General features: G+C 44.6%; 20 protein-coding genes and 6 pseudogenes. 15 read left to right on the forward strand and 11 right to left on the reverse strand.

The annotated features are described in order from the left end of the window. Positions 1-23: 23 nt before the first annotated feature. The 6 genes and pseudogenes from CICURV3402_RS06820 to CICURV3402_RS06845 form a co-directional block, all read right to left on the reverse strand. Positions 24-394: pseudogene (locus tag CICURV3402_RS06820) on the reverse strand (reverse transcriptase N-terminal domain-containing protein). 753 nt (positions 395-1,147) lie between these two features. Beyond that, entirely contained in the window at positions 1,148-1,492 is a 345-nt protein-coding gene (locus CICURV3402_RS05115) for an HU family DNA-binding protein (protein ID WP_320410072.1), read from the reverse strand. A gap of 442 nt (positions 1,493-1,934) precedes the next feature. Further along, positions 1,935-2,072: a hypothetical protein gene (locus CICURV3402_RS06830; protein WP_235667681.1), complete on the reverse strand. Its 138-nt coding sequence runs from the start codon at positions 2,070-2,072 to the stop codon at positions 1,935-1,937. 161 nt (positions 2,073-2,233) lie between these two features. After that, entirely contained in the window at positions 2,234-2,476 is a 243-nt protein-coding gene (locus CICURV3402_RS06835) for a hypothetical protein (RefSeq protein WP_235667682.1), read from the reverse strand. Between the two features lie 456 nt (positions 2,477-2,932). Beyond that, positions 2,933-3,205, reverse strand: a pseudogene (locus CICURV3402_RS07690) (relaxase/mobilization nuclease domain-containing protein). Between the two features lie 2,109 nt (positions 3,206-5,314). Beyond that, on the reverse strand, positions 5,315-5,545 hold the full coding sequence (locus CICURV3402_RS06845) for a hypothetical protein (protein ID WP_235667684.1): 231 nt from the start codon (positions 5,543-5,545) through the stop codon (positions 5,315-5,317). Positions 5,546-5,928: 383 nt separating this feature from the next. Between CICURV3402_RS06845 and CICURV3402_RS06850 the strand changes: the two are divergent. After that, positions 5,929-6,265, forward strand: a pseudogene (locus tag CICURV3402_RS06850) (recombinase family protein); the annotation flags it as partial. 265 nt (positions 6,266-6,530) lie between these two features. Here CICURV3402_RS06850 and CICURV3402_RS05130 read toward each other — a convergent pair. Beyond that, positions 6,531-7,001 (reverse strand): annotated as a pseudogene (locus tag CICURV3402_RS05130) (dehydroquinate synthase/iron-containing alcohol dehydrogenase family protein); the annotation flags it as partial. Positions 7,002-7,273: 272 nt separating this feature from the next. Here CICURV3402_RS05130 and thiC point away from each other — a divergent pair. The 10 genes and pseudogenes from thiC to CICURV3402_RS05175 all read left to right on the forward strand — a co-directional run bounded on the left by thiC (position 7,274) and on the right by CICURV3402_RS05175 (position 15,607). Further along, positions 7,274-9,184, forward strand: a complete 1,911-nt coding sequence (gene thiC / locus CICURV3402_RS05135) for a phosphomethylpyrimidine synthase ThiC (RefSeq protein ID WP_158380129.1) — start codon at positions 7,274-7,276, stop codon at positions 9,182-9,184. Continuing rightward, positions 9,174-9,821: a thiamine phosphate synthase gene (gene thiE, locus CICURV3402_RS05140; protein ID WP_158380130.1), complete on the forward strand. Its 648-nt coding sequence runs from the start codon at positions 9,174-9,176 to the stop codon at positions 9,819-9,821. The genes thiC and thiE overlap by 11 nt, the downstream gene beginning before the upstream one ends. Before the next feature lie 56 nt (positions 9,822-9,877). Continuing rightward, positions 9,878-10,684 (forward strand): HesA/MoeB/ThiF family protein, encoded by an 807-nt coding sequence (locus CICURV3402_RS05145; RefSeq protein WP_158380131.1) that lies wholly within the window; start codon positions 9,878-9,880, stop codon positions 10,682-10,684. After that, positions 10,681-10,881 (forward strand): sulfur carrier protein ThiS, encoded by a 201-nt coding sequence (thiS, locus tag CICURV3402_RS05150; RefSeq protein ID WP_158380132.1) that lies wholly within the window; start codon positions 10,681-10,683, stop codon positions 10,879-10,881. The genes CICURV3402_RS05145 and thiS overlap by 4 nt, the downstream gene beginning before the upstream one ends. A 3-nt stretch (positions 10,882-10,884) precedes the next feature. Beyond that, entirely contained in the window at positions 10,885-11,670 is a 786-nt protein-coding gene (locus tag CICURV3402_RS05155; RefSeq protein ID WP_158380133.1) for a thiazole synthase, read from the forward strand. Beyond that, positions 11,667-12,869, forward strand: a complete 1,203-nt coding sequence (gene thiH / locus CICURV3402_RS05160) for a 2-iminoacetate synthase ThiH (protein ID WP_187306980.1) — start codon at positions 11,667-11,669, stop codon at positions 12,867-12,869. Before CICURV3402_RS05155 ends, thiH begins: the two co-directional genes overlap by 4 nt. Before the next feature lie 64 nt (positions 12,870-12,933). Continuing rightward, positions 12,934-13,248, forward strand: a pseudogene (gene thiI / locus CICURV3402_RS05165) (thiazole biosynthesis protein); the annotation flags it as partial. A 341-nt stretch (positions 13,249-13,589) separates the two neighbouring features. Then, the gene (gene thiD, locus CICURV3402_RS05170) at positions 13,590-14,393 is read left to right on the forward strand and encodes a bifunctional hydroxymethylpyrimidine kinase/phosphomethylpyrimidine kinase (protein ID WP_158380136.1); all 804 of its coding nucleotides are present in this window, start codon (positions 13,590-13,592) and stop codon (positions 14,391-14,393) included. 729 nt (positions 14,394-15,122) lie between these two features. Further along, the gene (locus CICURV3402_RS07695) at positions 15,123-15,311 is read left to right on the forward strand and encodes a hypothetical protein (RefSeq protein ID WP_407079083.1); all 189 of its coding nucleotides are present in this window, start codon (positions 15,123-15,125) and stop codon (positions 15,309-15,311) included. A 134-nt stretch (positions 15,312-15,445) separates the two neighbouring features. Further along, the gene (locus CICURV3402_RS05175) at positions 15,446-15,607 is read left to right on the forward strand and encodes a hypothetical protein (protein ID WP_187306964.1); all 162 of its coding nucleotides are present in this window, start codon (positions 15,446-15,448) and stop codon (positions 15,605-15,607) included. Between the two features lie 177 nt (positions 15,608-15,784). Here the strand turns inward: CICURV3402_RS05175 and CICURV3402_RS05180 are convergent, their stop codons facing one another. After that, positions 15,785-16,018: an RpnC/YadD family protein gene (locus tag CICURV3402_RS05180; RefSeq protein WP_158380137.1), complete on the reverse strand. Its 234-nt coding sequence runs from the start codon at positions 16,016-16,018 to the stop codon at positions 15,785-15,787. A gap of 298 nt (positions 16,019-16,316) precedes the next feature. On the opposite strand from CICURV3402_RS05180, the pseudogene mutL reads away from it, so the two are divergent. The 3 genes and pseudogenes from mutL to CICURV3402_RS07235 form a co-directional block, all read left to right on the forward strand. Next, positions 16,317-17,300: pseudogene (gene mutL, locus CICURV3402_RS05185) on the forward strand (DNA mismatch repair endonuclease MutL); the annotation flags it as partial. Further along, entirely contained in the window at positions 17,272-17,430 is a 159-nt protein-coding gene (locus tag CICURV3402_RS05190; protein WP_187306983.1) for a hypothetical protein, read from the forward strand. The pseudogene mutL and the gene CICURV3402_RS05190, both read left to right, overlap by 29 nt. 353 nt (positions 17,431-17,783) lie before the next feature. Beyond that, positions 17,784-17,918 carry a hypothetical protein gene (locus tag CICURV3402_RS07235; protein WP_268904313.1) on the forward strand — a complete coding sequence of 45 codons (135 nt, stop codon included), beginning with the start codon at positions 17,784-17,786 and terminating at the stop codon, positions 17,916-17,918. A gap of 1,038 nt (positions 17,919-18,956) precedes the next feature. Here CICURV3402_RS07235 and CICURV3402_RS06855 read toward each other — a convergent pair. Further along, positions 18,957-19,232, reverse strand: coding sequence for a hypothetical protein (locus CICURV3402_RS06855; protein WP_235667685.1), 276 nt, complete (start codon positions 19,230-19,232; stop codon positions 18,957-18,959). A gap of 1,253 nt (positions 19,233-20,485) precedes the next feature. Between CICURV3402_RS06855 and CICURV3402_RS05200 the strand changes: the two genes are divergently transcribed. Beyond that, entirely contained in the window at positions 20,486-20,659 is a 174-nt protein-coding gene (locus CICURV3402_RS05200; RefSeq protein WP_187306965.1) for a hypothetical protein, read from the forward strand. Positions 20,660-21,944: 1,285 nt separating this feature from the next. Here CICURV3402_RS05200 and CICURV3402_RS05205 read toward each other — a convergent pair. Next, positions 21,945-22,121 carry a hypothetical protein gene (locus CICURV3402_RS05205; protein WP_187306966.1) on the reverse strand — a complete coding sequence of 59 codons (177 nt, stop codon included), beginning with the start codon at positions 22,119-22,121 and terminating at the stop codon, positions 21,945-21,947. Between the two features lie 338 nt (positions 22,122-22,459). Beyond that, positions 22,460-26,077: an urea carboxylase gene (gene uca, locus CICURV3402_RS05210; protein WP_158380138.1), complete on the reverse strand. Its 3,618-nt coding sequence runs from the start codon at positions 26,075-26,077 to the stop codon at positions 22,460-22,462. Positions 26,078-26,079 lie beyond the last annotated feature (2 nt).

Here is a 26,079-nt window from a genome sequence, read left to right on the forward strand (position 1 = left end):
ATAAATATTTAAAGCTGATTTGACTATAGCTTGTCTACAGCGGTCGAGAATGGTAGGGATCCCGAGATGGCGGTTCCCCCATTCTTTTTTGCTATGTATACCCGTTTTGCGGGATAAAATTTTTTTGAAGTTGTTTGGCTTAATAGCTCATAAATGTGTTCTCGTCCTTTATGGTCATCAATGCCCTGATTAGCTACTCCAGCCGTATGTTTTCCCCGATTGATCTGTGTGACTTTCCTGATCGCCATAAGATGGTTAGCTCTTGATTTCATCATGAGTTTTTCAAATTTCTGACTTTATTTAAGTCACCAGTTGTTGAAACCCTATATATCCTGCGCCTTAGATTATTAATCGTGGCTGTCAAAGCACGCCAATCAATAGCATGCCATTCCAATTACTCATGGTTTGGATTTATTACGTTTACCATAGACATCTAACTCTTCTTCATCAATTCATAATCTTCATAAAGGATTCTATGGGTAAATCACCCGTTCCACGTCAGTCTCTTTTCAGAGTGAGGGAGTTACCTCTATTATGATTTCTAGTTTTTTCGGATGATTGCCTTCGCTTTTTGGAACGTCTTATGCCCACTGTCTCTTACATATTTACATGAAAATTCAGAGATGAAGGGGGTTACCGTGTTTCACGCCATGAAGATACATTGAATGGGTTGCCTCTTCTATGCAGGGGAAAAGGATACGTTGTAAAGAACGAACGAACACTCTTATTTACCCGTTTTAATAACAGAGCTTCACTTTATTCAAGCCAATTTCAATTTCACCTCGCCCCTATTTCTTATTCAGCTTAATACTTTAGTTAGGCTTTCATTCTCTCTTAGCACAAAAAATCCTCTCCTGGCACCGAGAAGGTGGCAATAAGGTTTCGGATCAACCTTACACTGTTTCAAGGGACTTCTGTGGTGCAACTTTCACGTCGCACATGCTCCAGTAAACAATATAAATACCCGTCATTTCCCGTCAGTGTATTCAAACCAATACAGCGTATCTGAATGAGATTGATTCAAAACTCAAAACAGACGCCGGAAGATGAATTTAAAAAAATTGTGCGCAATGGGCAATGTCCCTAAAAAACTGCTTTAAAAGGGCATCGTGCGGCATAAACATTTTAATGGAATTTACTTTTTCCTCTATGAAGAGACCGAAGATTTTTTAGCTACGCTTTTTGATTTTTTAGCCACGGGGATTCCTTTGGGAGATTCTAAATGAACCGATTCTTTCAGCCTTTTCCCCGCAGAAAATACAGCGACTTCACGAGCAGGTGTTTTCATTGTTTCACCCGTTTTGGGATTACGAGACATTCGCTCTGGGCGATAGCGGACTTTAAAAATCCCAAATCCGATGATTTGGACAGGCTCTTTGTTCCCCAATGCTTCTATAATACTCGAAAAAACAGCGGTGACCGCCTCGGATGATTGCGCCTTCGTCAGTCCAGACTTATCTCGTACTGCCTCAATTAACTCAGTTTTATTCATCAATTATCCTTTATTTTTTTAAATTGCTATCAAATTTACCGCCCGATAAATAAGCTATCCCGGCTGATTTTTAACGAAATATCAACAAACAACAAGCCATTTACAGCAAAATAGTAAAAATAAAAAGGGGTGATGACGCTCAGGGAGTCAAATTCGGAGAGTCAGACGCAGTGGGATCGGGTTTATCTTGATGGCACATTTCACGGACCCCATTCAGCAGACATGGGTCTGTGAACGTGAAGGAATTCTGACACTTCTTATTAAAATCTCGAACCAACGAACACGCTTTTTCGATCTACTCAGGCGACCAGAGAAAACCCGTTTCTCTCCACTTTTTTGCTCTGCCGAACGTAAACCCGGTACTATATTGCCACACTAGTTTTTAAACGGTATGGCCATCTCAATGGTTTCTCCTCGGTCAATCATTTGTAGTGACCCCTTACTATTTGTATAAAATCACACCGTCACGATTGATATGATGAGTATAGCCTTTGAGCTCAACCGGTGCAATATAATCTGAAACGGCACATTCAATGACAGTATCACTGAGATAAGCCGTGCGCTCGCCCAGTAACCCCACCCTCTTAACTGGCTAATCGCCCCCTTATCTCCTGTTAATGCCTGTTGTTTTACCCATGCGAGATGAGACAGTTGCCAATTTTCTGACTAGTGCGCCCTGTCTTGTTTTAATTGTAAACGCAATTGATCCATCGATTTTTATCACTGAAAAGCAACCACATGCTAGGCCAGTTTTCTCAGTAAAGAATCGGGCACCGCAACACACAAATGGGCTCTTCGAAAACGAGAGATCATGGAAAGAGTTCTGAAACGATTTTTTGCATCAAAAGAGGGGTATTTCGCTTCTTTTTTATAATTTTTATAACGCAATTTTAAATCTTCTCGTGCCTCAGCACGTTCTAATTGGTGAGTCATTCGAGCTTGATGATCACGCAAATGAAGTCGATCATCATAATGTGAACTCACAATATAGTTTGTTCAGGTCACCTACCCTTGTTTATTTTTAAATTCAATCACTCTGGGCGCCCTTTCAAATTTGCCAATGCGAAGCACTGATTTCAACAGAGTGAGTTGAGGATGTAAACGACTGGCTTTTCAAGGGGAATTCTTCAGAGAATTTTTGTCATAAATCGCTAACCCTGAACCTTTCTTTTTCAATTCCAGATGTGCCCTTAAAAAACAGCGTGCACCACCTTTCAGTCTTGAAGGAACCCTTTTAAAACAGAAGCCACGTCTCTCTGACACGTATGAGGCACATACAAATAAAAGCTCTTTTTATCTTCATGATATTCGAATTGAGTCACCGCTCTGGGGGCCGAAGTAAACTGACATTGAGATAAAACAATGTGATTTTGGGTCTCTTTTTCCCAGACGCCATTATCCGGTTTCCAACCGTATTTCAGCTCTAACTGTCGGAATGCTTTATTTATGCAAAATTTTAACGTCGTTATAGAGGTTCACTGCACTATAAGAGATGGGATCAATACGATTAGCCGCAATATAAAAATGGCGGTTATCTGTGTCACGATGAATCGCAAAAACATACTAATCATCGACCAGCCCCATTTCTTTTAAACAAAAAATCACACTGTCAAAAATGTGACTGTCTTCCGGCTTTTCTTCCTCAGGCCAAGACAAAATAACATGATAAACGGGATCGAGATAACGACGATTATTCGAGGCCACCGCATTCATTTCAGAGGAGGCTGTTTCCAAACTCAACGTGTTCGTTTGACATAAAACGCCTTCACAAAGAATCCGATGACTCCCATCGGGTAGGTGCGTGATACGCTTCTGTGATTCATGGTAGGAATTGCGATTAATATAATCAATTCAACGATCAAAAGTAGCGATTTTAGAAGTGGAAGGACGATGAGAATGACTCAGAGTGTACGTACATATTTCCTGCTTTCTATTCACGCAAAGAGAGATAAGACACCAGTTTCAGAAAACTTGATTGTTCATCTTGCCTTTTTTTTGCCTTGCATACAATCATTTATTCCTCCCGTCCTAAAGTCAAAATAGCTTCTTAAATACTACGAAAATTTGGGCGTATTTTTGACTCAAAACTCCATTACCTTCGTTAAAAAGTGGTCTTTGTAAATAACCTAGGTGACTCAATTCCATCAGCAATTCTAGTTCAACTCTAGATTTGATTCGGCGATTTCATTCACAACGAATTAAGTATTCACCTAGGCGCAGTCCTAAAACTTTTTCCTTTTCTTGAATGAGTTTTTTTTATGAAAAGCAACACATACTGGGAATAAACCAGGTTTTTTCTTTTTTCAATGGAGCTCATGGCGTTTTTTATTAGGAGTTGATTTTGATGTCTTTGATGAATCGGGTGTTTGGGCGAGGCCATGACCAGAGTGTCAGTAAATCAAGGGAACGGTTGTTGGGCCGACTGCGGGCTGTCGGTTTAACAAAACATATCCTACCCTTCTGTTGAAGGGTAATTTTGATATTATGGCTTAATTTTTTCTAATGTCATTCGGTCAAAGAAAAATCTGTTCTGTACTAGAAATTTTTTTAAATGATGATTAAATTTCAGTCGGTTTTACTGAAATTTTTAATATTAAATTTTTTTAAAAATAATAGTAAAGAGGATTAAAATAATCAGGTAAAAAATGAGTAGAAATTATAAAATGTAAAAAATAAACAATGAGTATTAAAAATTAGTCTGGTAAAATTGCTTTTTATTGAGTAATGTAAATTAAATATTTTTCTAAAGCTTCGTCAATGATATCAGACGAAGTGACTCTGCGATTATCTTTCATTGAAAGATAAAAAGCATTTTATTTAAGTTTTTTCTCGAAAACTTTACTGATTCGAATAGTTTTATTTATTCTCTCAGAGAGAGAATAAACTTCGTTGCTTTTTTACTATTTTACAGCCACCTCTATAAAATTTGTTATCCATAATTATATCTGTACGAAACCGCTTTATTTAAAAAAGCAAGATAATTTCTGGAAAAGACTGTGCTTTGCATATGAGTTATTTACTTAATGAATAATGGTTTCTAGTAACTGCATGAGATCTAAAAACTTAATTTTAAAAAATTATTGTCACCGACAAGTTCATACTATTAGAGAAATTGTAAAAATAATCACATTTTCAAAAAAATGTCTGATGATTGCATCAGACTTAGTCTTTTTTCTTGATTAAAATTTTAATACAAAAATAAAACATTTAATCGAAATATTATTCAGAAAAATATTTATTCAAGATCATTCTAATGATCTCACTGACATTTTTTGGTTCAATTCCTGAATGTTTGTTAAATAACGCTTTGTCTTCAATTTCTCTTAATAGGCTATTAAGGAAGTCATATTGTATTCTTTAACCTCTCATGTTGAGATGCGTGTATTTTTTCTCCTTTATTATTTTCTTCTCCATAATGTTTATCTGCAAGCTTATTAGCTAAAAACCGCATCTTCTGATATGACTTCATGACGTTGTGTATAGTTTTTAACCATTATTTAAAAACCTCCTCAAGCAAACTCAATACTTCATATTTAATATTCTCGTTAGAAGACTCCAATACAGATTTTCCTTCTGTCATCACATCCCTGTACACTTTACGACAATGTGCCACAGAACTTAGGGGTATGACTTCTTTGCAGTCCTTGACAAAATCAAGAAATTCAGTGCGTTCTTTTCACGTAAAATGGGATTAGTAGTCGCCATACTTTGAGAACAATAGGCTTGAAGTTCTGTGTTTAAATCACGCATACTGTGCAGTATTTGCTGTAATTCTATGAATATATATAAATCAAGTTGGGAACATTGATGAGGAGTAATAATTTAATGAGCGACTGTACTACCAGTGATAAATTCCCGACTATTTCGCCCAGCAACATCAACTATGACATGAGTGTATGTTGCATCTAGGCTTTTCAATATTTGTAAGATATTGTCACGTTTTTCAACTAATGTGATTAATGGTAAAATCTGACTTTGTTCGCTTTTTGAATGCCAACGAGATGCCGAACGCCTAAAGTCGGCGTCTACTAAACACGTATCTTTTCCACGCAATGCTAATACGACCGCAATAACTATAGCAGTCGTTGTTTTAGCGGCGCCTCCTTATTATAGCTTATGATAGTTATCAATATAAATACTCATGCTTAATTCTTATTCTTGATAAGAAATAAGAAATAAAGTGATACTTATGAAGTATAAATTATAAACATAATAAAAATTTACCAAATTTTTAAATAAGACAGGATCATCAGTTTTGTTATTACTTACCGTGAGTATTCCTGAATAAATCAATAAATTTCAAATTAAAAAACAATTCAAGAAGCCCAGACGGTTCATCCAATTCTTAGTCATAACTAACTCGCGCTCGGCTAACGTCAACAGCCAGTGTTCTTCCGCATTTTCACATGTCATGCCACTACTCTGTTAGATGAGATATTGAACAACATGAACTGCGAATTGTCCGCCTAGATGTGCCCACTTCATGGTAAGCCTTGTCTGATTTAGAAATATCACAGAACGATCCGATCACACGTACCAGGCCGCTATCAATAATATTCTGATAGATCTGATGTCGGTGATAGCACATAAAAACTGGCTGAGTCGACGTCTGAGACAAAAACAGGGGATTGAGAAAACCCATGCATAGGGAAAGTACGAGGAAAATAGGTTGATCATCAGCGACATCAAAAAATCTTGTACTACCGGAAGATGAAAAAACTCAATATCGAAGAAACCTCTCAGGCAAAAGTTTATAGCTGCTCTCAGGTATAGCAGATACAAAATCTTTATCGACAGAAAAGTCTAAATTAGCATTTTATTTCTCATAAAAAGGGAAATGATGTTAATCATTTGTCATGATTTTCCATAACCTGTGAAAAGTACTACTGCGACGACATTGGCCGGAAAGCGGACGAAGTGAGCTGAGGTGTTAACACTACAGAACAGACTATTCGTTAAATTGAAAAAAGATATAGTCATGTAACCTGCGGGTTATTTTGTCGCTGATGAATGAGCCAGAGATAACCTAAAAATAAGGTCAAAATTCATCTTTAACAGGATAGATTGCCTGCGCCACGTCCTCTACACTCAAGAAGGGATTAAGATGAGGTAGAGTTTCTTTTTCACTGCAGGCCAGTTTCCCTACTCTCAACAGATTGTTAAAAGATTCGTTTTCTAAGTGGATTTCTTTTAGCGTGGTTGGCATTTTGATGGAGCGGTAAAAACGGATATCAGGATGGATTACTTCATCTGGACGCTGATCCAAAACCATCTGAGTCAGGGTGCCGTAGGCCACTTTTTCCAAATGGGTTAGATGGTGGATATCTCCCTGGATTGCGCCAAATCCATTGTGGATGGCATGGGCACCCGCCAGACCCGCGTTTTCAAAACCGAGACCGGAGAGCAAGGTGTTTGCTTCTATCACTGATTCTACCGTCCGGTATGATGATATGATTTTCACCACCTGATAGGCGCTGTAGCCATAGGTGAGCAATGTTTCTTCACACAGAGGCGACAGCGATGGGCATACTAGCGATGGTGGGATTTTAAGCCGTTTTTTAGGGGCTTGATATCCTCCACAGGAAAGGTTTAAAAATTGAAGGAATTAAAAAAGAAAGATGCATTTAATGAATGACTTTTGATAAAAAGTCATATATAAGTATCATTTGCTTTTATACTTTGGTATAGTCACAATTTACTTGGTCTTTGCCCTATATTGGCACCATCTTTTCAAGTCACCCTTACCAAGCAAACTCCAATTAACATTACTGAGGAATTGCTATGTCGTTATCACGTCGTAAAAACCGCGCACAGGCGCAAAACTTCATTGATACCCTGACCGGCAGCGCCTTCCCCAACTCCCGACGCATCTATCTGCAGGGTGCCGATGTGCGGGTACCGATGCGTGAAATACAGCTAAGCCCGACGCCTATTGGTGGCGGAAAACATACGGATATCCTATATGAGGAGAATGAGCCAGTGCCAGTTTATGATACCGCTGGTCCCTACGGCGATCCCTCGGTGGTTATCGACGTGCGCGCTGGGATCAACCGACTGCGTGAACACTGGATCGACAGCCGACAGAACAGCGAATCCCTGGATACATTCAGCTCCCGCTACAGTGGAGACCGAAGCATCGACGAAGGACTGGAGAATCTGCGTTTTGCTACCCCGCATAAACCCCGCCGCGCGCGGCAAGGCCGCCGCGTCACTCAACTGCACTACGCTCGCGCAGGGGTGATCACACCTGAAATGGAGTTTATTGCCCTGCGCGAAAACATGGGTCGCGAACGAATTCACGACGAGGGCATACTTCATCAGCATCCCGCTCAAGACTTCGGCACCTCTCTGCCAGAGAACATCACTGCAGAGTTTGTCCGACAGGAAGTGGCTGCGGGTCGTGCCATTATTCCAGCGAATATCAATCATCCGGAGTCTGAACCGATGATTATCGGCCGTAACTTTTTGGTGAAGGTAAACGCCAATATCGGCAACTCGGCAATCGCTTCATCCATCGAAGAAGAGGTAGAAAAACTGGTATGGGCCACTCGTTGGGGAGCGGATACCGTGATGGACCTCTCCACAGGGCGCTATATTCATGAAACCAGAGAGTGGATCCTGAGAAACAGCCCCGTTCCCATAGGCACGGTCCCCATCTATCAGGCACTAGAAAAAGTGAACGGTGTCGCGGAGAACCTCAGCTGGGAGGTATTCAGAGACACGTTGCTGGAGCAGGCAGAACAGGGGGTGGACTATTTCACTATCCACGCCGGCGTACTATTGCGTTACGTGCCAATGACTGCAAGGCGGCTGACCGGTATCGTCTCGCGTGGCGGATCGATTATGGCTAAATGGTGCCTATCGCATCATCAGGAAAACTTTCTCTATGAATACTTTCACGACATTTGTCAACTCTGTGCAGCCTATGATGTGTCATTGTCGCTCGGGGACGGTCTGCGGCCCGGTTCAGTTCAGGACGCCAACGACGAAGCGCAGTTCGCCGAACTCTATACCCTAGGAGAGTTGACCAAAATTGCTTGGGAATACGATGTACAGGTCATGATCGAGGGCCCGGGTCATGTGCCGATGCATATGATCCAGCGAAACATGACCGAACAATTGCAGCATTGTCATGAAGCACCGTTTTATACCTTGGGGCCGCTGACCACCGATATCGCTCCCGGCTACGATCACTTTACCTCCGGTATTGGCGCCGCTCTGATCGGCTGGTTTGGTTGCGCCATGCTGTGCTACGTCACGCCGAAAGAACATCTCGGTCTGCCAAATAAAGAGGATGTAAAACAGGGGTTAATCACCTACAAGATCGCCGCCCACGCTGCCGATCTGGCCAAGGGACATCCCGGTGCACAGATTCGTGATAACGCTATGTCGAAGGCACGCTTTGAGTTTCGATGGGAGGATCAATTCAACCTGGCACTGGACCCTATTACCGCCCGCGCTTACCACGACGAGGCATTGCCACAAGAGTCCGGTAAGGTAGCCCACTTCTGCTCCATGTGCGGACCTAAGTTTTGTTCGATGAAAATATCCCAAGAGGTCCGTGATTATGCCGACGCCCAGGCGTCGGAAGCTAAGTCAATGGGGATGGCCGGCATGGCGGCAGAATTCCGCGACCGCGGCGGTGAAATCTATCTGCCTGCAGTCGCACAGAGAGGGGCCGATGAACGCTGATAGGAGGTTTGCGCCGGTTCCACACCGGCTGGGCCTTTATCCAGTAGTTAATTCTCTAGCCTGGCTGGTGCGCATGCTGGATGTCGGCGTCACTACAGTGCAGCTGCGTATAAAAGATCAACCGGAAGCACGAGTGACTGCAGATATCGAGGCGGCAGTGCTATTGGGTCGACAATATGGTGCCAGGGTGTTTATCAACGACTACTGGCGCATAGCCATCCGCTATGGTGCCTACGGTGTGCACCTGGGCCAGGAGGACATGCATCATGTAGATGCCGCTGCCATCTCCAGAGCTGGCCTGCGGCTGGGTCTGTCTACCCATGATGAGTCAGAGCTGGAACGCGCACTGACATGGCATCCCTCCTACATTACACTCGGCCACATCTTCCCCACCGCCACAAAAGAGATGCCATCTCGCCCACAGGGACTGGAGACGTTACGGCGGCTGGCCGCCAGGTTGACGCATATTCCGACAGTGGCCATTAGTGGTATCACTCTCGATCGGGTGGAAGCGGTTCTGGCTTGCGGCGTTGGCAGCGTGGCGGTGGTAAGCGCCATCACCCGTATGCCAAACTGGCGTCAGGCGACCGCCTCCCTGCTGGCGAAAATTGAAGGGTGGGAGCATAGCCATGCCTAATGATTGGCTGTGCACGCCGCCCGCAAGACTTGAGTCTTGCGGGGATCGGAAGACATATGCTTAACGACCAGGCTTTTTTACGCTACAGCCGCCAGCTACTTCTAGATGAGGTAGGCTCGGTGGGTCAAAAGCGACTGCAGGCCGCCACCGTACTTCTGGCTGGTCTGGGGGGGTTGGGTTCACCGGCCGCACTTTATCTGGCGGCGGCCGGTGTCGGCATGCTACTACTCGCGGATGACGATAAGCTGCATATCACCAATCTGCAGCGGCAAATACTTTATCGTACCGACGAACTTGGACGGTTGAAAGCGAAGGTGGCTCAGTGCCATCTGTCGGCAATTAATCCCAACGGCCATTATATCTCTCTACCGTGCAGGCTGGAGGGTGCCTGGCTAGATGAGCAGGTAGCGCGCGCTGATCTGGTGCTGGATTGCAGCGACAACATGGCTACACGCCACGATATTAACGCCGCCTGTGTACGTCACAGAAAGCCACTTATCAGCGCCAGCGCGGTCGGTTTTAGCGGTCAGATGCTGGTATTGCTACCCCCATGGAGATACGGCTGCTACGCCTGTTTATTTCCCAGCAGGGAGGAAGTGCAGCGCAATTGTCGCACCGCAGGAGTACTGGGGCCAGTAGTGGGGATGATGGGTACCCTGCAGGCACTGGAGGCGATCAAACTGCTGTGCGGCCTGCAGCCTGAAGACGGCCTGCTGCGGCTGTTCGACGGAAAATTCCTGCAATGGCGTACCCTGCGTCTAAGCAGGGACAATCACTGCCATGTCTGCGCGCAGGGGACAGAGAACGCCAGCCAAACCACCCAGCCAGAAGGGGCAACAAAAAAAAGGAGACCCCCGCAATGAGAATTACCTTTAACGACCGTCCGCTGGAGCTGGCTCAATCGATGACCCTTGATGCCATGCTCACCCGGTGGTACGGCACTGCTTCCGGCAGTGCGCTGGCGGTTAATCAAACAATTATTCCGCGTCAGCACTGGCCTGAATATCAGCTACAGGATGGTGATGAAATTCTTCTGTTCCAGGTCATCGCCGGAGGCTGAACCATGTTTACCCTTGCTGATACTCCTTTCAGGTCTCGGTTATTCACCGGCACCGGTAAATTCGCCAGCACGAACTTGATGTTAGAAGCCATCGCCGCCGCCGGCAGTGAGCTGGTCACCTTAGCAATGCGTAGGGTAGATATGCTCGACGGCGCCTGTAATGATGCCTTGCTGCCGGCGCTGCGTCAGGCAGGAGTACGGCTGCTGCCGAATACCTCTGGTGCCAAAACCGCCGACGAGGCACTGTTCGCCGCACGTTTAGCGCGAGAAGCACTGGGCACTCACTGGATAAAGCTCGAAATTCATCCCGACATGCAGTATTTGCTGCCAGACCCGATAGAAACCCTGAAAGCGGCCGAGCGGCTAGTGAAAGAAGGGTTTGTGGTCCTGCCCTACTGTAGCGCGGATCCTGTGCTGTGTCGTCGGCTAACAGAAGCGGGCTGCGCGGCGGTGATGCCGCTAGGATCGCCGATCGGCTCAAATCAGGGGCTCAAAACCCGCGATTTTCTGCAAATTATCATTGAACAGGCGAAGATACCGGTGGTAGTGGACGCCGGCATTGGTGCGCCGAGTCAAGCACTGGAAGCCCTGGAGATGGGTGCCGATGCGGTACTAGTCAATACCGCCATCGCCGTCGCACAGGATCCAGTGGCCATGGCTCACGCCTTCCGGCTGGCGATGGAGGCGGGTGAACAGTCCAGACAGGCAGGTTTGGCACCGCGCTGTCAGCAGGCCAGCGCTTCCAGCCCTCTGACCGGCTTCTTATCCCCCCCCATGGGGGCGATATAATGGAGACCTTTACTCAATACTGGCAGAAAATCCACTGGGATAGCGTCAGCCTGTGTATTGACAGCCAGACTGCACAGGATGTAGAGAGGGCGCTGACGGTGGAAAATCCCGGTCTGTCGGAGATTATAGCGCTGCTATCGCCGGCGGCGATGCCCTATCTGGAACCCTTAGCCCAAAGGGCCCAGCAGCTTACCCGCCGGCGCTTCGGTAACACTATCAATTTTTATCTGCCCCTTTATCTTTCCAATCTGTGTGCCAATGATTGCACCTACTGTGGTTTCTCCATGAGCAATCGCATACGACGCAAAACACTCGACGAACAGGAGATCATCCGAGAATGCGAGGCCATCCGCGCCAAAAGCATCAACAACCTACTGTTGGTCACCGGTGAGCACAAGACCAAAGTCGGGATTGATTATTTTCGACGATATGTGCCTCTAATACGCCACTACTTTAGTTCGCTGATGATGGAAGTCCAGCCGATGTCGCAACAGGAATACGCGGAACTGAAGGGACTAGGGCTGGACGGCGTGTTTGTATATCAGGAGACTTATCATATGCCGACCTACAGCCACCACCACCTGCGCGGTCAGAAAAAAGACTTTTTCTGGCGGCTTGAAACACCAGATCGTCTGGCACGCGCAGGGATAGATAAGATAGGCCTGGGCGTGCTGATCGGACTATCGGATAACTGGCGCACCGATTGCTATATGGTAGCCTGTCATCTACTCTATCTACGCAATACCTATTGGAAAAGCCGCTACTCGCTGTCTTTTCCACGACTACGACCCTGCGCCGGCGGAGTGGTGGTGCCGGCCTCAATCATGGATGAGGCTCAGCTGTTACAGGTGATGTGCGCGTTCCGATTGCTAGTGCCAGAGGTAGAGATCTCCCTATCGACCCGCGAATCTTCGCATTTCCGCGATCATGCGGTACCAATCGTCGTTAACAACGTCAGTGCGGGATCAAAAACACAGCCGGGAGGATATGCCAACGACCGCCTGGAGTTAGAGCAATTTCTACCACACGATAACCGTTCGCCGCAGGAGGTGGCGCAGATACTATCTCTGGCTGGGCTACAGCCGATATGGAAAGATTGGGATCCACATCTGGGGCGCTATTCCGCCGGCGGGGGGGGTTCTGAGAGAACTTTCGGCGATCATACTAAATCGCAGACTGGGAATGTTATCGAGCCTTGAGGAACGTGATAAAAAGGCAGCAAGGTGAATTAACATGTTAGCGTAGAGAAAGGGTGTGCAGATGCTGGATATCACAGAGATGATCGTCCAAGATGATCTTCAGATTCATCAGGTTACCGCAGTGGAGACCGTCGGCGAGTTAGGTCCAGGGTGTATCGTGTTGGATATCCGTCCGAAAGATGAACAGGAAGAGCACCCTCTCGTACTGGATAACGTGCCGGTACAGGCTCTGCCGTTCTACAATCTAGCCAACCAGTTTGGCGATCTGGATCAGCGTAAATCCTATTTACTCTACTGTGAGCGCGGAGTAATGAGCCGACTGCAGGTGCTCTACTTACGTGAGCGGGGTTTCAGAAATGTTAAGATCTACCGCCCCTGATGCAGCTACGTCGTCAGTAAAAATGGGGGAAACCGCGTCACTTCATTCCATGTCAGAGCATATCCGGCTAAAACAAGATCGAAACTACTATGTCATCTATGAGTGATGCCCCTTGATTAAGCGGATAACTTTCTATAAAAGTAGAAATATAAATGATAAAAACTATAGGTCCAGTGAGTGTAGGGCCGTTCGCTAATTTGTCTCGTCGATATCACCATGCACTAGGAACATGACGCAGTTGGTGGTGCGTTGCGCTGCAACGCCTCAGAGATCCTGATAAAGCGGCAGGTTTTGGCATTTTTCACCATCGTGCTGTATGGCCAGGGTATGGAGGATCAGTCATGAGCCAGATTTGTAATGTGTTAAGCATTGCCGGTACCGATCCCAGTGGCGGCGCCGGTATTCAGGCGGATTTAAAAACCTTTTCGGCGTTGGGTGCCTATGGTACCACGGTCATCACTTCACTCGTGGCACAGAATACCCAGGGAGTGCAATCGGTTTACCCTGTCAGTGCAGAGTTTGTAGCGTCTCAACTGGACTCGGTGCTCAGCGATGTGCGTATCGATAGCGCCAAGATTGGTATGCTCAGCCAGTCCGACATTATCCGTGTGGTGGCCGATAAGATCAGAGAATATCCCATTCCTTGGCTTGTACTGGACACTGTCATGGTAGCCAAAAGTGGAGATACACTGCTAGATGAGGATGCAGTAGTTACGCTGAGAGAGATGTTATTGCCGCTGGTATCGGTTATTACCCCCAACCTGCCTGAGGCGGCCGTACTACTTGGCTGCGAGCCAGCGGAGGATGAAAGTCAAATGCTGCAGCAGGGGCGCAATCTGCTGGCACTGGGCTGTCAAGCGGTGGTTATGAAGGGCGGTCATTTACCCGGAGCGTTGAGTCCTGACTGGCTTATAACTCCAGCTCGAGAATTGCGCTTTGATAGTCCGCGGGTCAATACCCTACACACTCATGGCACAGGCTGTACTCTGTCCGCCGCCCTGGCCGCAAAGCGGCCCTGCTGCGAGGACTGGTCGCAGACGCTTCAAGCAGCCAAGGCATGGCTACAGCAGGCGCTGATGCATGCGGACGATTTAACCGTAGGAAAAGGAATCGGGCCTGTCCATCATTTCCATGAGTGGTGGTGAGGCTCCCTTGATATCGCATCTGTCGGGGAAAAATAAAATTGGTGGCGTAACAGACTGTTGACAGCACATTGAGATGGCCATATCCCCTATGGCTTTTAACTTCATTTTCTTAATAGTAAAATATAAAGTATTTATATTGATATGAGCGAGAGGAAAAATGTTAAAAGAATTTTTATGAAGTTACTAGATCAACGAGTAGAAAAAGTCAGGCGCTATGCACCGGAGTCGATAGCGTGCCGGGGATCATGGGTCATCGCTGGTTGAGTATGGTCAGAACGATTTTTCTGAAGCGATGATTATTAATGAAGAGCTGAGCGCCGGGGATATATTGTATATTCAAACGGGCTTTCCCCATGAAGTGATTTCGTCCGAAGTCGCATGAGTTACTACCTGAATTTCTGGATAGACAACAGCCTGCGTATGATTAGGAATCAGACTGAGTTACTTTCAGATGACAATCATAGAGGCATTGAGTATTCCCTATCGCTAGATTTACCTCAGCGTGAGGACCACACCGAAATTCTGCCTCAAGATATCACCGCATTCCAAGATATGATGAATCAATTTTTACTGCATAAGAGAGAACATTTGGACACCTAGTGTGCTCAAGAGATGTCTCAAACCGCCTATGAGTTGCCAAAGGTACCGGAGACAGAGATGTACTCTCCTTCACAAGTTTAAATCCTATTGCAACAGGGAAGTCGATTACACCGGTTAATGGGGCTACGTATGTTACACATCGGCAACCGCTATTTTATCAACGTCGAGTCGCTTTCCTCAAATAATGCCGCTGCATGGAATCTTCTCTCGCGTCACAGGAAGATTAGGGGCTCTATACTCAGTCACGTGACACACGACTCCTGTTTTATGGCACAGTTAACTGTGCCGATTAATCAAGGGTATTTATATTTTCAATAAATAGAGTCTAGATTTTTTATTCTGTGGCCATGTCTAGAAAAGCTTTTCCATATCTGAACGCCCTAATCAGCTGTGGTCGGGTATTTCACCTACGTGATGGCAGAAAAGGGGCGGCTTATTTGTCTTCATGATTAATGTCTTTTTTGCGTCATCGTGGAATAGTGAATATCCTCAACAAAGAAGACGTCACTCGTCCTAGATGCGTTAGAACAGGCGTTGTGGGCTGTCGACCCGCGACAGGGGTTATACCTCCATTGTTTTTGCAATATTATCTGTTACAGAGAACTGGTTTTTAGATTATTATAAATGCCTTACAATCTTTTTTTACTGTGCTATGTGAGAGGTCTCCTTTTGTAAGCTTTTTGAATGTACATACAGGCATTTATTCACGTAAAAACTCAGTCGTTTATTTTCAACAGCTAATGACATGCCTTTATAAGGTGTCACAATCCCCATTCTAATGTGAGCAAGTCTCAGAGTCTATTGAGTTCATCATCAGATAAACGCGTAACACTCTTTATAATAGAGCGGTCCACACTCTTAGACAAAAACTGTTTCGCTAGTTTTACAGTCGTTTCTTTTCCACCTTCCATGTTGCCTTTTTGAATGCCTTGTTGCATACCTTCTTGCCTTAATGCCTGAGCTATCGTCATCAGTATGCTCTCGTGTTTTTCTGATTTTTTTGCGATTTTAGTGATAAACTGCATCGCATTTTTCGCGTTCCCCTTTTGAATCAGATAATTCATTATGGTTATGAAAGGATCAAGATAAATAGAAGCACGCCCAGATGTGAGCGACGCGAACGACTAAACTTTTATAAACTTCAGGACCGCGCTTTCATCCGCTGCTAAAAGTATTTACGGTGATTTTGAAAAACGCCTCTGTCACATTACGAACACCCAACTGAGCACAAGAGTCCGTTTTATCTGGCAGACTCAACCCCAATCTCATGGGCTATCTAAATTTAAAAATCTTTAAGCGAAAGAACCGAACAGAGAATTGTCCATGCCTATTAAGATTTTACCGCCTGAATTGGCGAATCAAATTGCCGAGGGTGAAGTAGTAGAACAACCTGCTTCTGTAGTCAAAGAATTGCTTGAAAAAAGTTTGGATGCCGGGGCCACAAAAATTGAGATTGAGATTGACATTCATTGAGGAAGCATCGAACAGATCCAGATCCGGGATAACGGCTATGGGATCAGTCAAGAAAATCTCCCCTTAGCACTGGGGCGCGAGATGCCACGAATAAAGTTGACTCTTTAGAAGATTTACAGGCCTGTTTAGTATGGGATTTCGGGGAGAAGCTCTGACCAGTATCAGCTCTATCTCACGCTTACAGTTAACTTCCTGCCCCGCTGAACAAGAGGAAGCTTCGTAAGCCTATACAGAGAGGCGAGACATGAGGGTCACATTAAAGCCGGCTGCACATCCTTTTAGCAGTACGATTGAGGTTTTAAATTTATTTAATAATACGCCCGCTCGAAGAAAATTTCTGAGAACAGACAAAATAGAATGGCAATATATTGATGAGGTGGCTAGGCGTCTGAATTTATCGCGGTTTGATGTGTCCATTGATCTGTTGCATAACGGAAAATTATTACGTCAATACGTCGGGATCCAGTCGGCTTCACAAAATAAACGGCACCTTCTTCGTTTATTGGAGCGCCCCATTTTTAAAACAGGCGCACGGACTTTCTTTCGATCACGCTGGCTTAAGTTTTCAGGGTTGGATAGCGGATGCGCAGAGTCCTAAAATAAAAGATATGCAGTATTTTTTATTAACCGTCAGATTATTCGTGATCGGGTCGCAAATCATGTCGTTCGCCAATCCTATGAAGTCATTTAAACAGGGTGAAAAACCAGATCTACGTTCTTTATATAGATATAGATCCTCGTCAAGTTGATGTAAATGTGCATCCGAAGAAACAAGAAGTTTGTTTTCATCAAACGAGGCTTGTTCATGATTTTATTTATCATGCTGTCACCGCGGGGTTTGAATCGTTTAGGATGTTCATCCTCTGACGCTTCTGATATAGAACAAAACGCCGAGGCTATTAAAGACAGTACGCTAATGCCTAAAGACAATCCGTTTTGTGGCATGGAAACACTATTATGTTGAACCTGATAGCGCGTTCAATGAACCTCAAATTTTAACAAAAAAAATTATAAAGCGGCCTTGTCTTTTCATGACGACAGTCAAATAGAGCACGAGAAGACATCTTTTAAAAAAATAGTTTAGGAAAAGTCAATCTGGATTATTTTGGACGAGTCCTCAGTATTGTTGCGTCTTACTATGCACTCATAGAATATGCCCATCACATTGCTTTATTATCATTACCTGAAGTAGAGTGATTGCTCAAAAAAGTCAAGTTGACGCCTCTATCGGAAAAATCACGCATACAGCCTCTGCTCATTTCTATCTAATTGACATTAGAAAAAGTTCAAATTATAGCTTGAGAGAAGCATCAACATTTGCTCACAGTAATCGGAATTGACTTAGCCATAGAAAAAAAGACAGCCGTGCTTCGTGGGATTTCTTTATCATTACGGGCTTACAATCTGCAACAGCTCCATCCGAGTGTTATTGGTCTATTTGTCAACCCATGACACCCTGTTGCCAGAAAATCTGGCCGATTGGTGGGGTTCTCAACTTCCGTCTTTGCATCATGAATGGACCATCTGACAAGCCATCTAATTATGAACGGATATCGAACGTTTTTGCACTGAATTCATTAAGGCATCCTCTGAAAAACTGTTACAACGGATAGATATTCAACCCGCATTAGAGAGGATGAATCATTAAAAATAATGGAATTTTACTTCAGTCATTTTCATTTTTTAGCTAACCACCTCTGGCAAAACCGCTTTGATGTGATGTTTTGGCATAAAGTGTCTTCTTCACTCCAAGTGATTACAAGAGACATTGAGAAACTGCTCACCTTTTACAACAAAGGAGCGACCTCATTCAGGGCGGTATGTTTAAAAAAGTTTATCAACTGTTCCATAAGAAGAAGTGAAGAAGTGACTCTTTTTATATGTTACTTTAACATTGCTCTAATATTAAGTTTAAAAAACTATTTGAAAAGCATGTTTCAGAGGGTTTTTTCTATTTTGATTTATTACTCAAGAATACAAGATAAATAAAGGCAAAAAAATATCTTTTCTATACTCAACTAATGACTCTAATATTCGATACCAATAAATGCGGAAAAATAAACTGATTCAATCCGCACTCTTCAATATATTTTTTGAATTTTTCCTGATGATTAACCTCCATTGTTTCATAATCCCCTGTAATTTATTTTCAATCGTTCTATGAGAGAGATGTAAACATTTTGCCACTTCTTTTTGACTTAACCTCTGAGAAAAATAAAAAATGATGTCAAGTTCGTGTTGAGTTAACATCGTATTTGGCAGTGAAGAGATGAATGTGTTGATAATTTTCACTGCATATACTCCAAGGGTGAGATAATTGATATTGTCTTGCTTTATGAGAGGGCCTCATAAGCTGACTGTCTTGATGAAAGAATGGATGAATATAGACAATAGTGGGTTGAAGACGGGTTGCTTTCCAAAATGACATGTTATCAGTAAAGAGACCGAGGTTTGTCTTTGTATGACCCTATCCTCCTGTTTCTTGATAACTTAAAAAATCCCGCCAACTCCAGATAACCCTTTCCCTGCAATAGGAAAATCGGCGGGTACATTGAATAATTCATCCATCTCGAGATTCATATAAAGATAATGGTATTCTTTATCTCGGATGTGGTTGGGATGAGGATGATGCTTCAGTAAATAATTTCTCTGCGGAGAAATGTCTTTTGGATTCGCGTGCATCTCGCCCCTCCCTTTTTTGAAGGGGGCGTTAATATCAGAGTGCCCCATAAGAATAGCGCGCGGTCGATGCAGAAAAAAATCCATAGTGTTCTAGTGTTAGTGATATAAAAAAGTTTAATTTGTAGTGTTATGATGTAAGTGATTCATGACAAATCCGTGATTTTATTTTTTTATACTCTAAATAATTTAAATACATAATATTTAGAAAAATTTATTTCTCCTCTATTTATAATAAATATTATCGATAGTAAAAATATGCAGTGATTCAGTTACTGTGTTTCAATATTTTTATAGTGTTGAAATGAAATTTTTGATTGTCATTTATTATTAATTCAAACTTCTATGTAGCTTAATTATAAGTAAACATTACTCAATAAAACATACCTAAATATTATGCATTATAAAATATGCAGAAATATAAGAGTTATAGCTAAAAACTTAATATTGATTACACTAATATCTCTATAAAATATCAATAAAATTAATTAATTTTTCTATTAAAAACAGATATTATAAATATATAATAAACTTGCTCTATAATCTCTACACCTTTGCAAATAAAATCAGCAGGGATATAACTATCAAGACCAGTATGTTTACAGTATTCAATAAGCTGAAAGATACTGTGAATATCTGCCTTTCTATAAATTCTCTTTAAATGCCCTTCTACAGTTTGACAAAAAAATATATAACCGTATAGCTATTTCTTTAGAAGTGAGCCTTTGCTGTGCCAAAAAAATGACTTCAAGTTCTCTTTTGGGAAAAAATCATTAGCGGCATCTATTTATATCGTCTTTCTCTTAATCCAGAGCTCTTCACATATATCAGTTGGAACTTCTTTATCAGATTTTCCTTATAGATTGCATTTTTTAAGACATCTGAAAAATTAAATGCTAGGTCATTTACAAAAATATATCTAGCTTCGCTATCTTTTATAAGACAATTGTCTAAACTATTTTTGATAAAGGACATTAATGATTAAGGTGGTAACACATATAATGATATCTTATCTCCAATATTTTTCATGTTTTTTACCTTCTAATTTTAAAATTAATTAGATAAATTATATTGTAAACCTACAATGGAGATACAGGAAAGAAAAATTCTGAATATTACAGATAAGGTGACAGTACTTTTATTTTTGATGATGATATCATTTATCAGTTTAAATGAAATATTTTTAAAAACCATTAATCATTTTAATTTTTTATATCTAAATGGGGGGATGACTCTCTGTTCACAATGGTAATACAATGGTCTCCGGATGATTTATTATTGAAGATTCAATTACACTAGATATCAGTAGGTATTGTAAAAATGGTAAATATGTTTTTTAGATGATATTTATTTCTATTATTGTTGGTAAGTTTTTTATTAATGAGATTTTTATATTTATTGCTCATGCTTTAGGTACTGATGATGTTGTAAAAACCATGTTAAATAGTGCAGGTTTTATTAGTCTGCTTACTATTATTTTATTAGCAATTAAAGTTAATGATACAAACCTTTAATTCTTCATTCATTCATATGTGAGGCTTATTAAAAGCTATCAATTACAGAAGATTTAATTATGCGGGAATAACTATTTTCTACGGATTATTTTGAACATTATTATAAGTGGGTATTTTAAAACATCTGACTTTATTTTTATTAATGCTTGGTATTATTTTCCTCCAATAGCGGGGGTTATATTAATTGATTATTATATTTTTACAAAAAACAGACAATCATTAATTCGATGAAACAAGAGAAAAATAATTATTACCGGACGATTCATCTATGCCACTTATTAGTTAGTCAGTCATTATGGCTTTTATTTTAGGAACTATTGTTGGCATCGTATTTAAAATTGGCATACCTTCTTTAAATTCTATTTAAGTGACAGGAATGCCTTATTGGTTTTTAATGAAGATAAAACGAGTCTGTAAAAAATAAACTGGGTTAATGACATTGTAACAAAAACTTTATTGAGAATAAAAAATGCTTATCAGTAAAAAGCTGATAGATAGGCTACTTAAAGACTGACTGTCAGTCTCCTCTAGGCATCTCGCTTTTTCAAAGAAATGACTGAAATATTGTCGTGTTTTTATACCATATTTTTCAATATAACGGGTCCGATTAAACGTCTCTTCTTTTTTCTGTCCCGTTGAGAAATTCCATGCGTAATAGCAACTCAGTGCCATTTTTAGCATACCGCCTCTCTAGTAGCAATCCGTGATAATACTTTCAAAAATAGAAAGATTAGTACAGGGTGTCAATACATCACGGGCGCTAATGCCATAACGGCTAAAGTTGGTACGGGTTATCTGCATTAACCTAACCGAATAAAAACGCTTTTTGTTTGCAATCCGGTCAATGATGCTGATAACTTCATCTGTACTTTTAGGATAGTGAGAAATAACACTGTTATTTCTGGTCTTGCATTCCGCTTATGGAATAATTTCAGCAAGGGCGTAGGGATTCAAACCGTACTTCTACTCGTGCAATGTCAAGTGCAATATCAGGATGAACCGTCGTTGCGCACTGCATCTCCATTTTAATCAGGCGGACTTTCCTGCGTGATATAGACGTTATAAGTTGGTTTTCGCATCGTGAGTTTCTTATTTTGAATTATTTGTTTATGTCATTTGCTGTGGTCGTTCTCTTGCTTCCTCGATGCCAAAAATATGCTTTTTACCTATTCTTTTTGACATAAAATCCCCTTGTCATTTTGGCGTATTACGGATTTTTAAGCTACGTACATTCACGGCAGCATTAGTCAATTGTCTAACGGATTTTTTCACGGTCTCAACTTCCCTATGAAGTTTTTACCACCCCCCATAACTCAGTGTCTTTTACATCATGATACTGACGTTGACAAATAATCGTAGCCAGATTACGAACTGCCGTATTGACGGCATTTCTTACCCGGCATAATTCTTCCACTTCCTCATCTAGAAGAACAGGCTCTGTAGTCATGGCAAGATTTAACATAAATCTGATTTCTTTAGATACTAATCAATGCCGGAAATCAGCTTGTAGAGTCAACTGGTTAAGCATCTTGTTGGATAAACGGATTTGCCTCACATTTGATAATGTCGACTCTTTTCTGGCAATGTTATCGACTTCTTCATGTTTTGAAAAATAATTTTATTTGCAAAAACAGAAAAAACCGGGGGCGAGAACGACAAATGTGCACATTCTCTTTGAAGTGCGGTCGCCGAGCATCAGAAGAAATTTAAAAACATCATCCTCCGTCACCTGGCAGACTCTCTCTTCCAGCGCTTCCGGACGGCCTTTTCTGCGTTGCGGGGTTATACTCATGTGTCTCCTTATTCCAGCCACAGGAGGGTATCGCCCAAGCTGACCGGACGGCCTGCCTGGCAGGCAATGCGCTTCACAATGCCGGACTGCGGCGCGCAAATTGCAAGTTCCATCTTCATCGCTTCGACGATGATTAGAGCCTGACCGGCTTCTACCTGATCACCAGGCTGCACCAGCACTTTCCAGATGTTACCGTTCATATCGGCGCATACCGCCAGTGCATCGTCATCCTCTTCGACTATTACAAACGTCTCCTCACTGATCAGTAGAGCGTTTTGCTCCTCCTGTGCCCACATCGTCACTTCCTGCTTGAAGGCGGCGGACTGGCGGGTGCGGAATTCCGAGATTGAATCGGCGTGTGCGGTGAGGAATTGCTGATGCGCGACGAAGTCGAACAGCGTTTCTTCGATGCGGATACGCGTACGGCCTTCGCGGAAATCGTCGCGCTGCCGCGTTAACTCCTCTTCGCTCACCGAATAGAAACGTACCTGATCGAAGAAGTGCAGTAGCCAGGGTTCGTTATCGGCGAACTGATCATTTTTTAGGAATTTGTTCCAGATCGGCAGCGTGCGTCCCACTAGTTGGTAGCCGCCCGGGGAATCCGTGCCATATATGCACATATACATACCACCTATGCCCACCGTGCCTTCGTGAGTGAAGGTACGAGATGGGTTATATTTTGAACTCAGCAGGCGATGACGCGGGTCGACAGGTACCGCGCAGGGCGCGCCGAGATAGACATCGCCGAGGCCAAGAATTAGATAGCTAGCGTCGAAAATAGTATCGCGTACCGCTTCACGGCTGTCTAATCCGTTAATACGTTGGATAAAGTCGACGTTATTCGGCAGCCAGGGAGCATTGGAACAAACGGTTTCTTTGTAGCGATCGACTGCACCCAGTGTAGCACTGTCTTCAAACGCCATCGGTAGACAGACGATACGCGACGGTACTTTCAGCTGACTGACATCACCGAGTCCGGATTCCAACTCCAGCAGCAACATCATCAGCTGCTGCTGGCTGAGGATCAGGCTGTCGTAGCGTACCTGCAGCGAGCGCACGCCGGGCGACAGATCCGTCACGCCTGCCACTGCGCGCTCACGCAGCGCATTCATCAGCAGATGCACACGCAAGCGTAGCGCCAGATCCAGCACGTTGTCGCCGTATTCAATCAGCACGTTTTTGTCACCGGCCTGACGATACCACACGGCTGGGGTGGTAGCGCTGGCGGGTAATGCAGCTAGTAGCGTGGCGGAACCAATGCCGGTGGCCGCCAGCGACGGAACCTCAAATGCGGGGGCATGGGCAGTGCGCAGGGTTTTCACTCTGTGCGACTGGATTTTCTCCAGAGCGACCGCTTCGTCGGCGCTGATCGGGTGAAAACGAATGCGATCGCCCGGCTTGACCTGGCCTACTTTCCACATTTCTGCTGTAACGATGGTGACAGGGCAGACAAAGCCACCAAGGCTCGGGCCATCATGGGTCAGGATCACCGGAAAGTCGCCGGTAAAGTTCACCGCTCCGATGGCGTATTCGCAGTCGTGCACGTTAGAGGGATGCAGACCGGCTTCACCACCGTTGGCACGCGTCCAGCTTGGTTTCGGTCCCACTAGACGCACGCCAAGGCGGTTAGCGTTGTAATGTACCTGCCAGTCACTGGCAAAGAACTCGTCAATGGCGGCCTGGGTGAAGAAATCCGGTGCACCGTGCGGTCCGTACATCACGCCGATGCGCCATTCGCTACTATAATGTGGCACAAGCGCGTGATCTAGCGCTTGTGGTTCGCTAACCGGAGCAGGCGTGGTGCATGCCGGCAGCTGCGGCTGGGAGATGGAGAGCATATCCGCCATACGCAGGGGGCGGCCGGCATGGCCACCAAACTGGCCGAGTGAGAAGGTAGAACGGCTGCCGAGATATTCCGGTACATCAAAACCGTTTCGAACAGCCAGATAGGTGCGGCAGCCACTCTGTGCGCGACCGAGCGTCAGAGTCTGGCTGGCTTTTACATCAATTGGCTGCCAGTAGTTGACCGGCTCACCGTCGAGTTCTGCCGGGCAATTCGCGCCGGTCAGGGCAATCACCGTGTTGCTGTGAAAACGCAGCGTCGGGCCCAGTAGGGTGAATTCCAGTCCGGCAGCGGCTTCGTGGTTGCCGACGAGGCGGTTAGCGAGGCGGAAAGCGAAATCGTCCATCGGGCCTGATGGAGGTACGCCGATATCCCAGTAGCCAAGGCGACCTGGGAAATCCTGAATGGTGCTGAAGTTGCCGGGTTTCAACACTTCAATCACGTTAGCGGAGGGCGTGAAGCTGTCGAAAAAACGGGTCCATACCTGGCCGCTGCGAAAGGCGTCCGTGGCGACGATCTGACGCAGATAATCGAGGTTAGTCGCAATGCCGTGTAATTGGGTGGCCTCGAGGGCCTGCTGCATTTTTGCTAGCGCGGCGTCACGGGAGTCAGCATGGACGATCAGCTTAGCAAGCATCGGATCGTAATACTCTGAGACTTGGGTACCGATGTCGATCCAGCCATCAACGCGCACGTCATCTGGGAAGCTGACACCGGTCAGTACGCCAGGGCTGGGCTGAAAGTTTTTCAGCGGATCTTCGGCGTACAGGCGAACTTCAATTGATGCGCCTTGCGGTGCCTGCTGCATCCGATCCCAGTCGGGGTTGTCGCCTGCGGCCAATTGTAGCATACACTCAACTAGATCAATGCCGGTGACGCATTCGGTGACCGGATGCTCCACCTGCAATCGGGTGTTGACCTCAAGGAAATAGAAGGTGTCCTGTTCGGCATTGTAGATATATTCCACGGTGCCCGCGCTGCGGTAGCTGACCAGCTCACCGAGACGCACCGCCGAGTCCAGCATCGCTTCGCGGGTCGCCTGCGGCAGATTGGGGGCCGGGGTCTCCTCTACTACTTTCTGGTTTCGGCGTTGCAGAGAGCAATCGCGTTCGCCGAGGGATACCACCTTGCCTTTACCGTCACCAAAAATCTGCACTTCGACGTGACGTGCACGATCAATACAGCTTTCAAGAAATACGCCTGCATCATTGAAAAACTGTTCGCCGAGACGACAAACGCTCTCCCAGGCGTTGCGAAGGGTATCGGCATCAGCGCAGCGCGTTAGGCCGATGCCGCCGCCGCCTGCGGTGCTTTTCAGCATCACCGGATAGCCGATAGTTTTTGCGGCACTCAACGCCTCGTCCAGCGAGTTGAGCAGCGCGGTCCCGGGCGTAATCGGCACCCCAACACTGGCCGCCAGCTCACGCGCATGGTGCTTGAGCCCGAATTCGCCAATCTGCTGGGCGGTCGGGCCAACAAAGACAATGCCCGCCTCTTCACATGCTGCCGCAAACGACAGGCTTTCGGAGAGAAAACCGTAGCCCGGCCAGATGGCTTGCGCCCCGGTATCTTTGGCGGCGGAAAGGATTTTGTCGATGTGCAGGTAGCTGTCGCTGGCCTTGTCGCCGCCGATGGCAATCGCCACGTCAGCTTCTTTAACATGGCGCGCGTTGCGGTCTGTATCGGAGTAAACCGCAACGCTTTTCACGCCGAGCCGTTTCACAGTGCGGATAGCACGGCAGGCGATTTCACCACGGGTAGAAATTAGAACGGTACTGAACATAA

It is taken from the genome of Candidatus Williamhamiltonella defendens (assembly GCF_900699045.1).
In the GTDB taxonomy this organism is placed as follows: domain Bacteria; phylum Pseudomonadota; class Gammaproteobacteria; order Enterobacterales; family Enterobacteriaceae; genus Hamiltonella; species Hamiltonella defensa_A.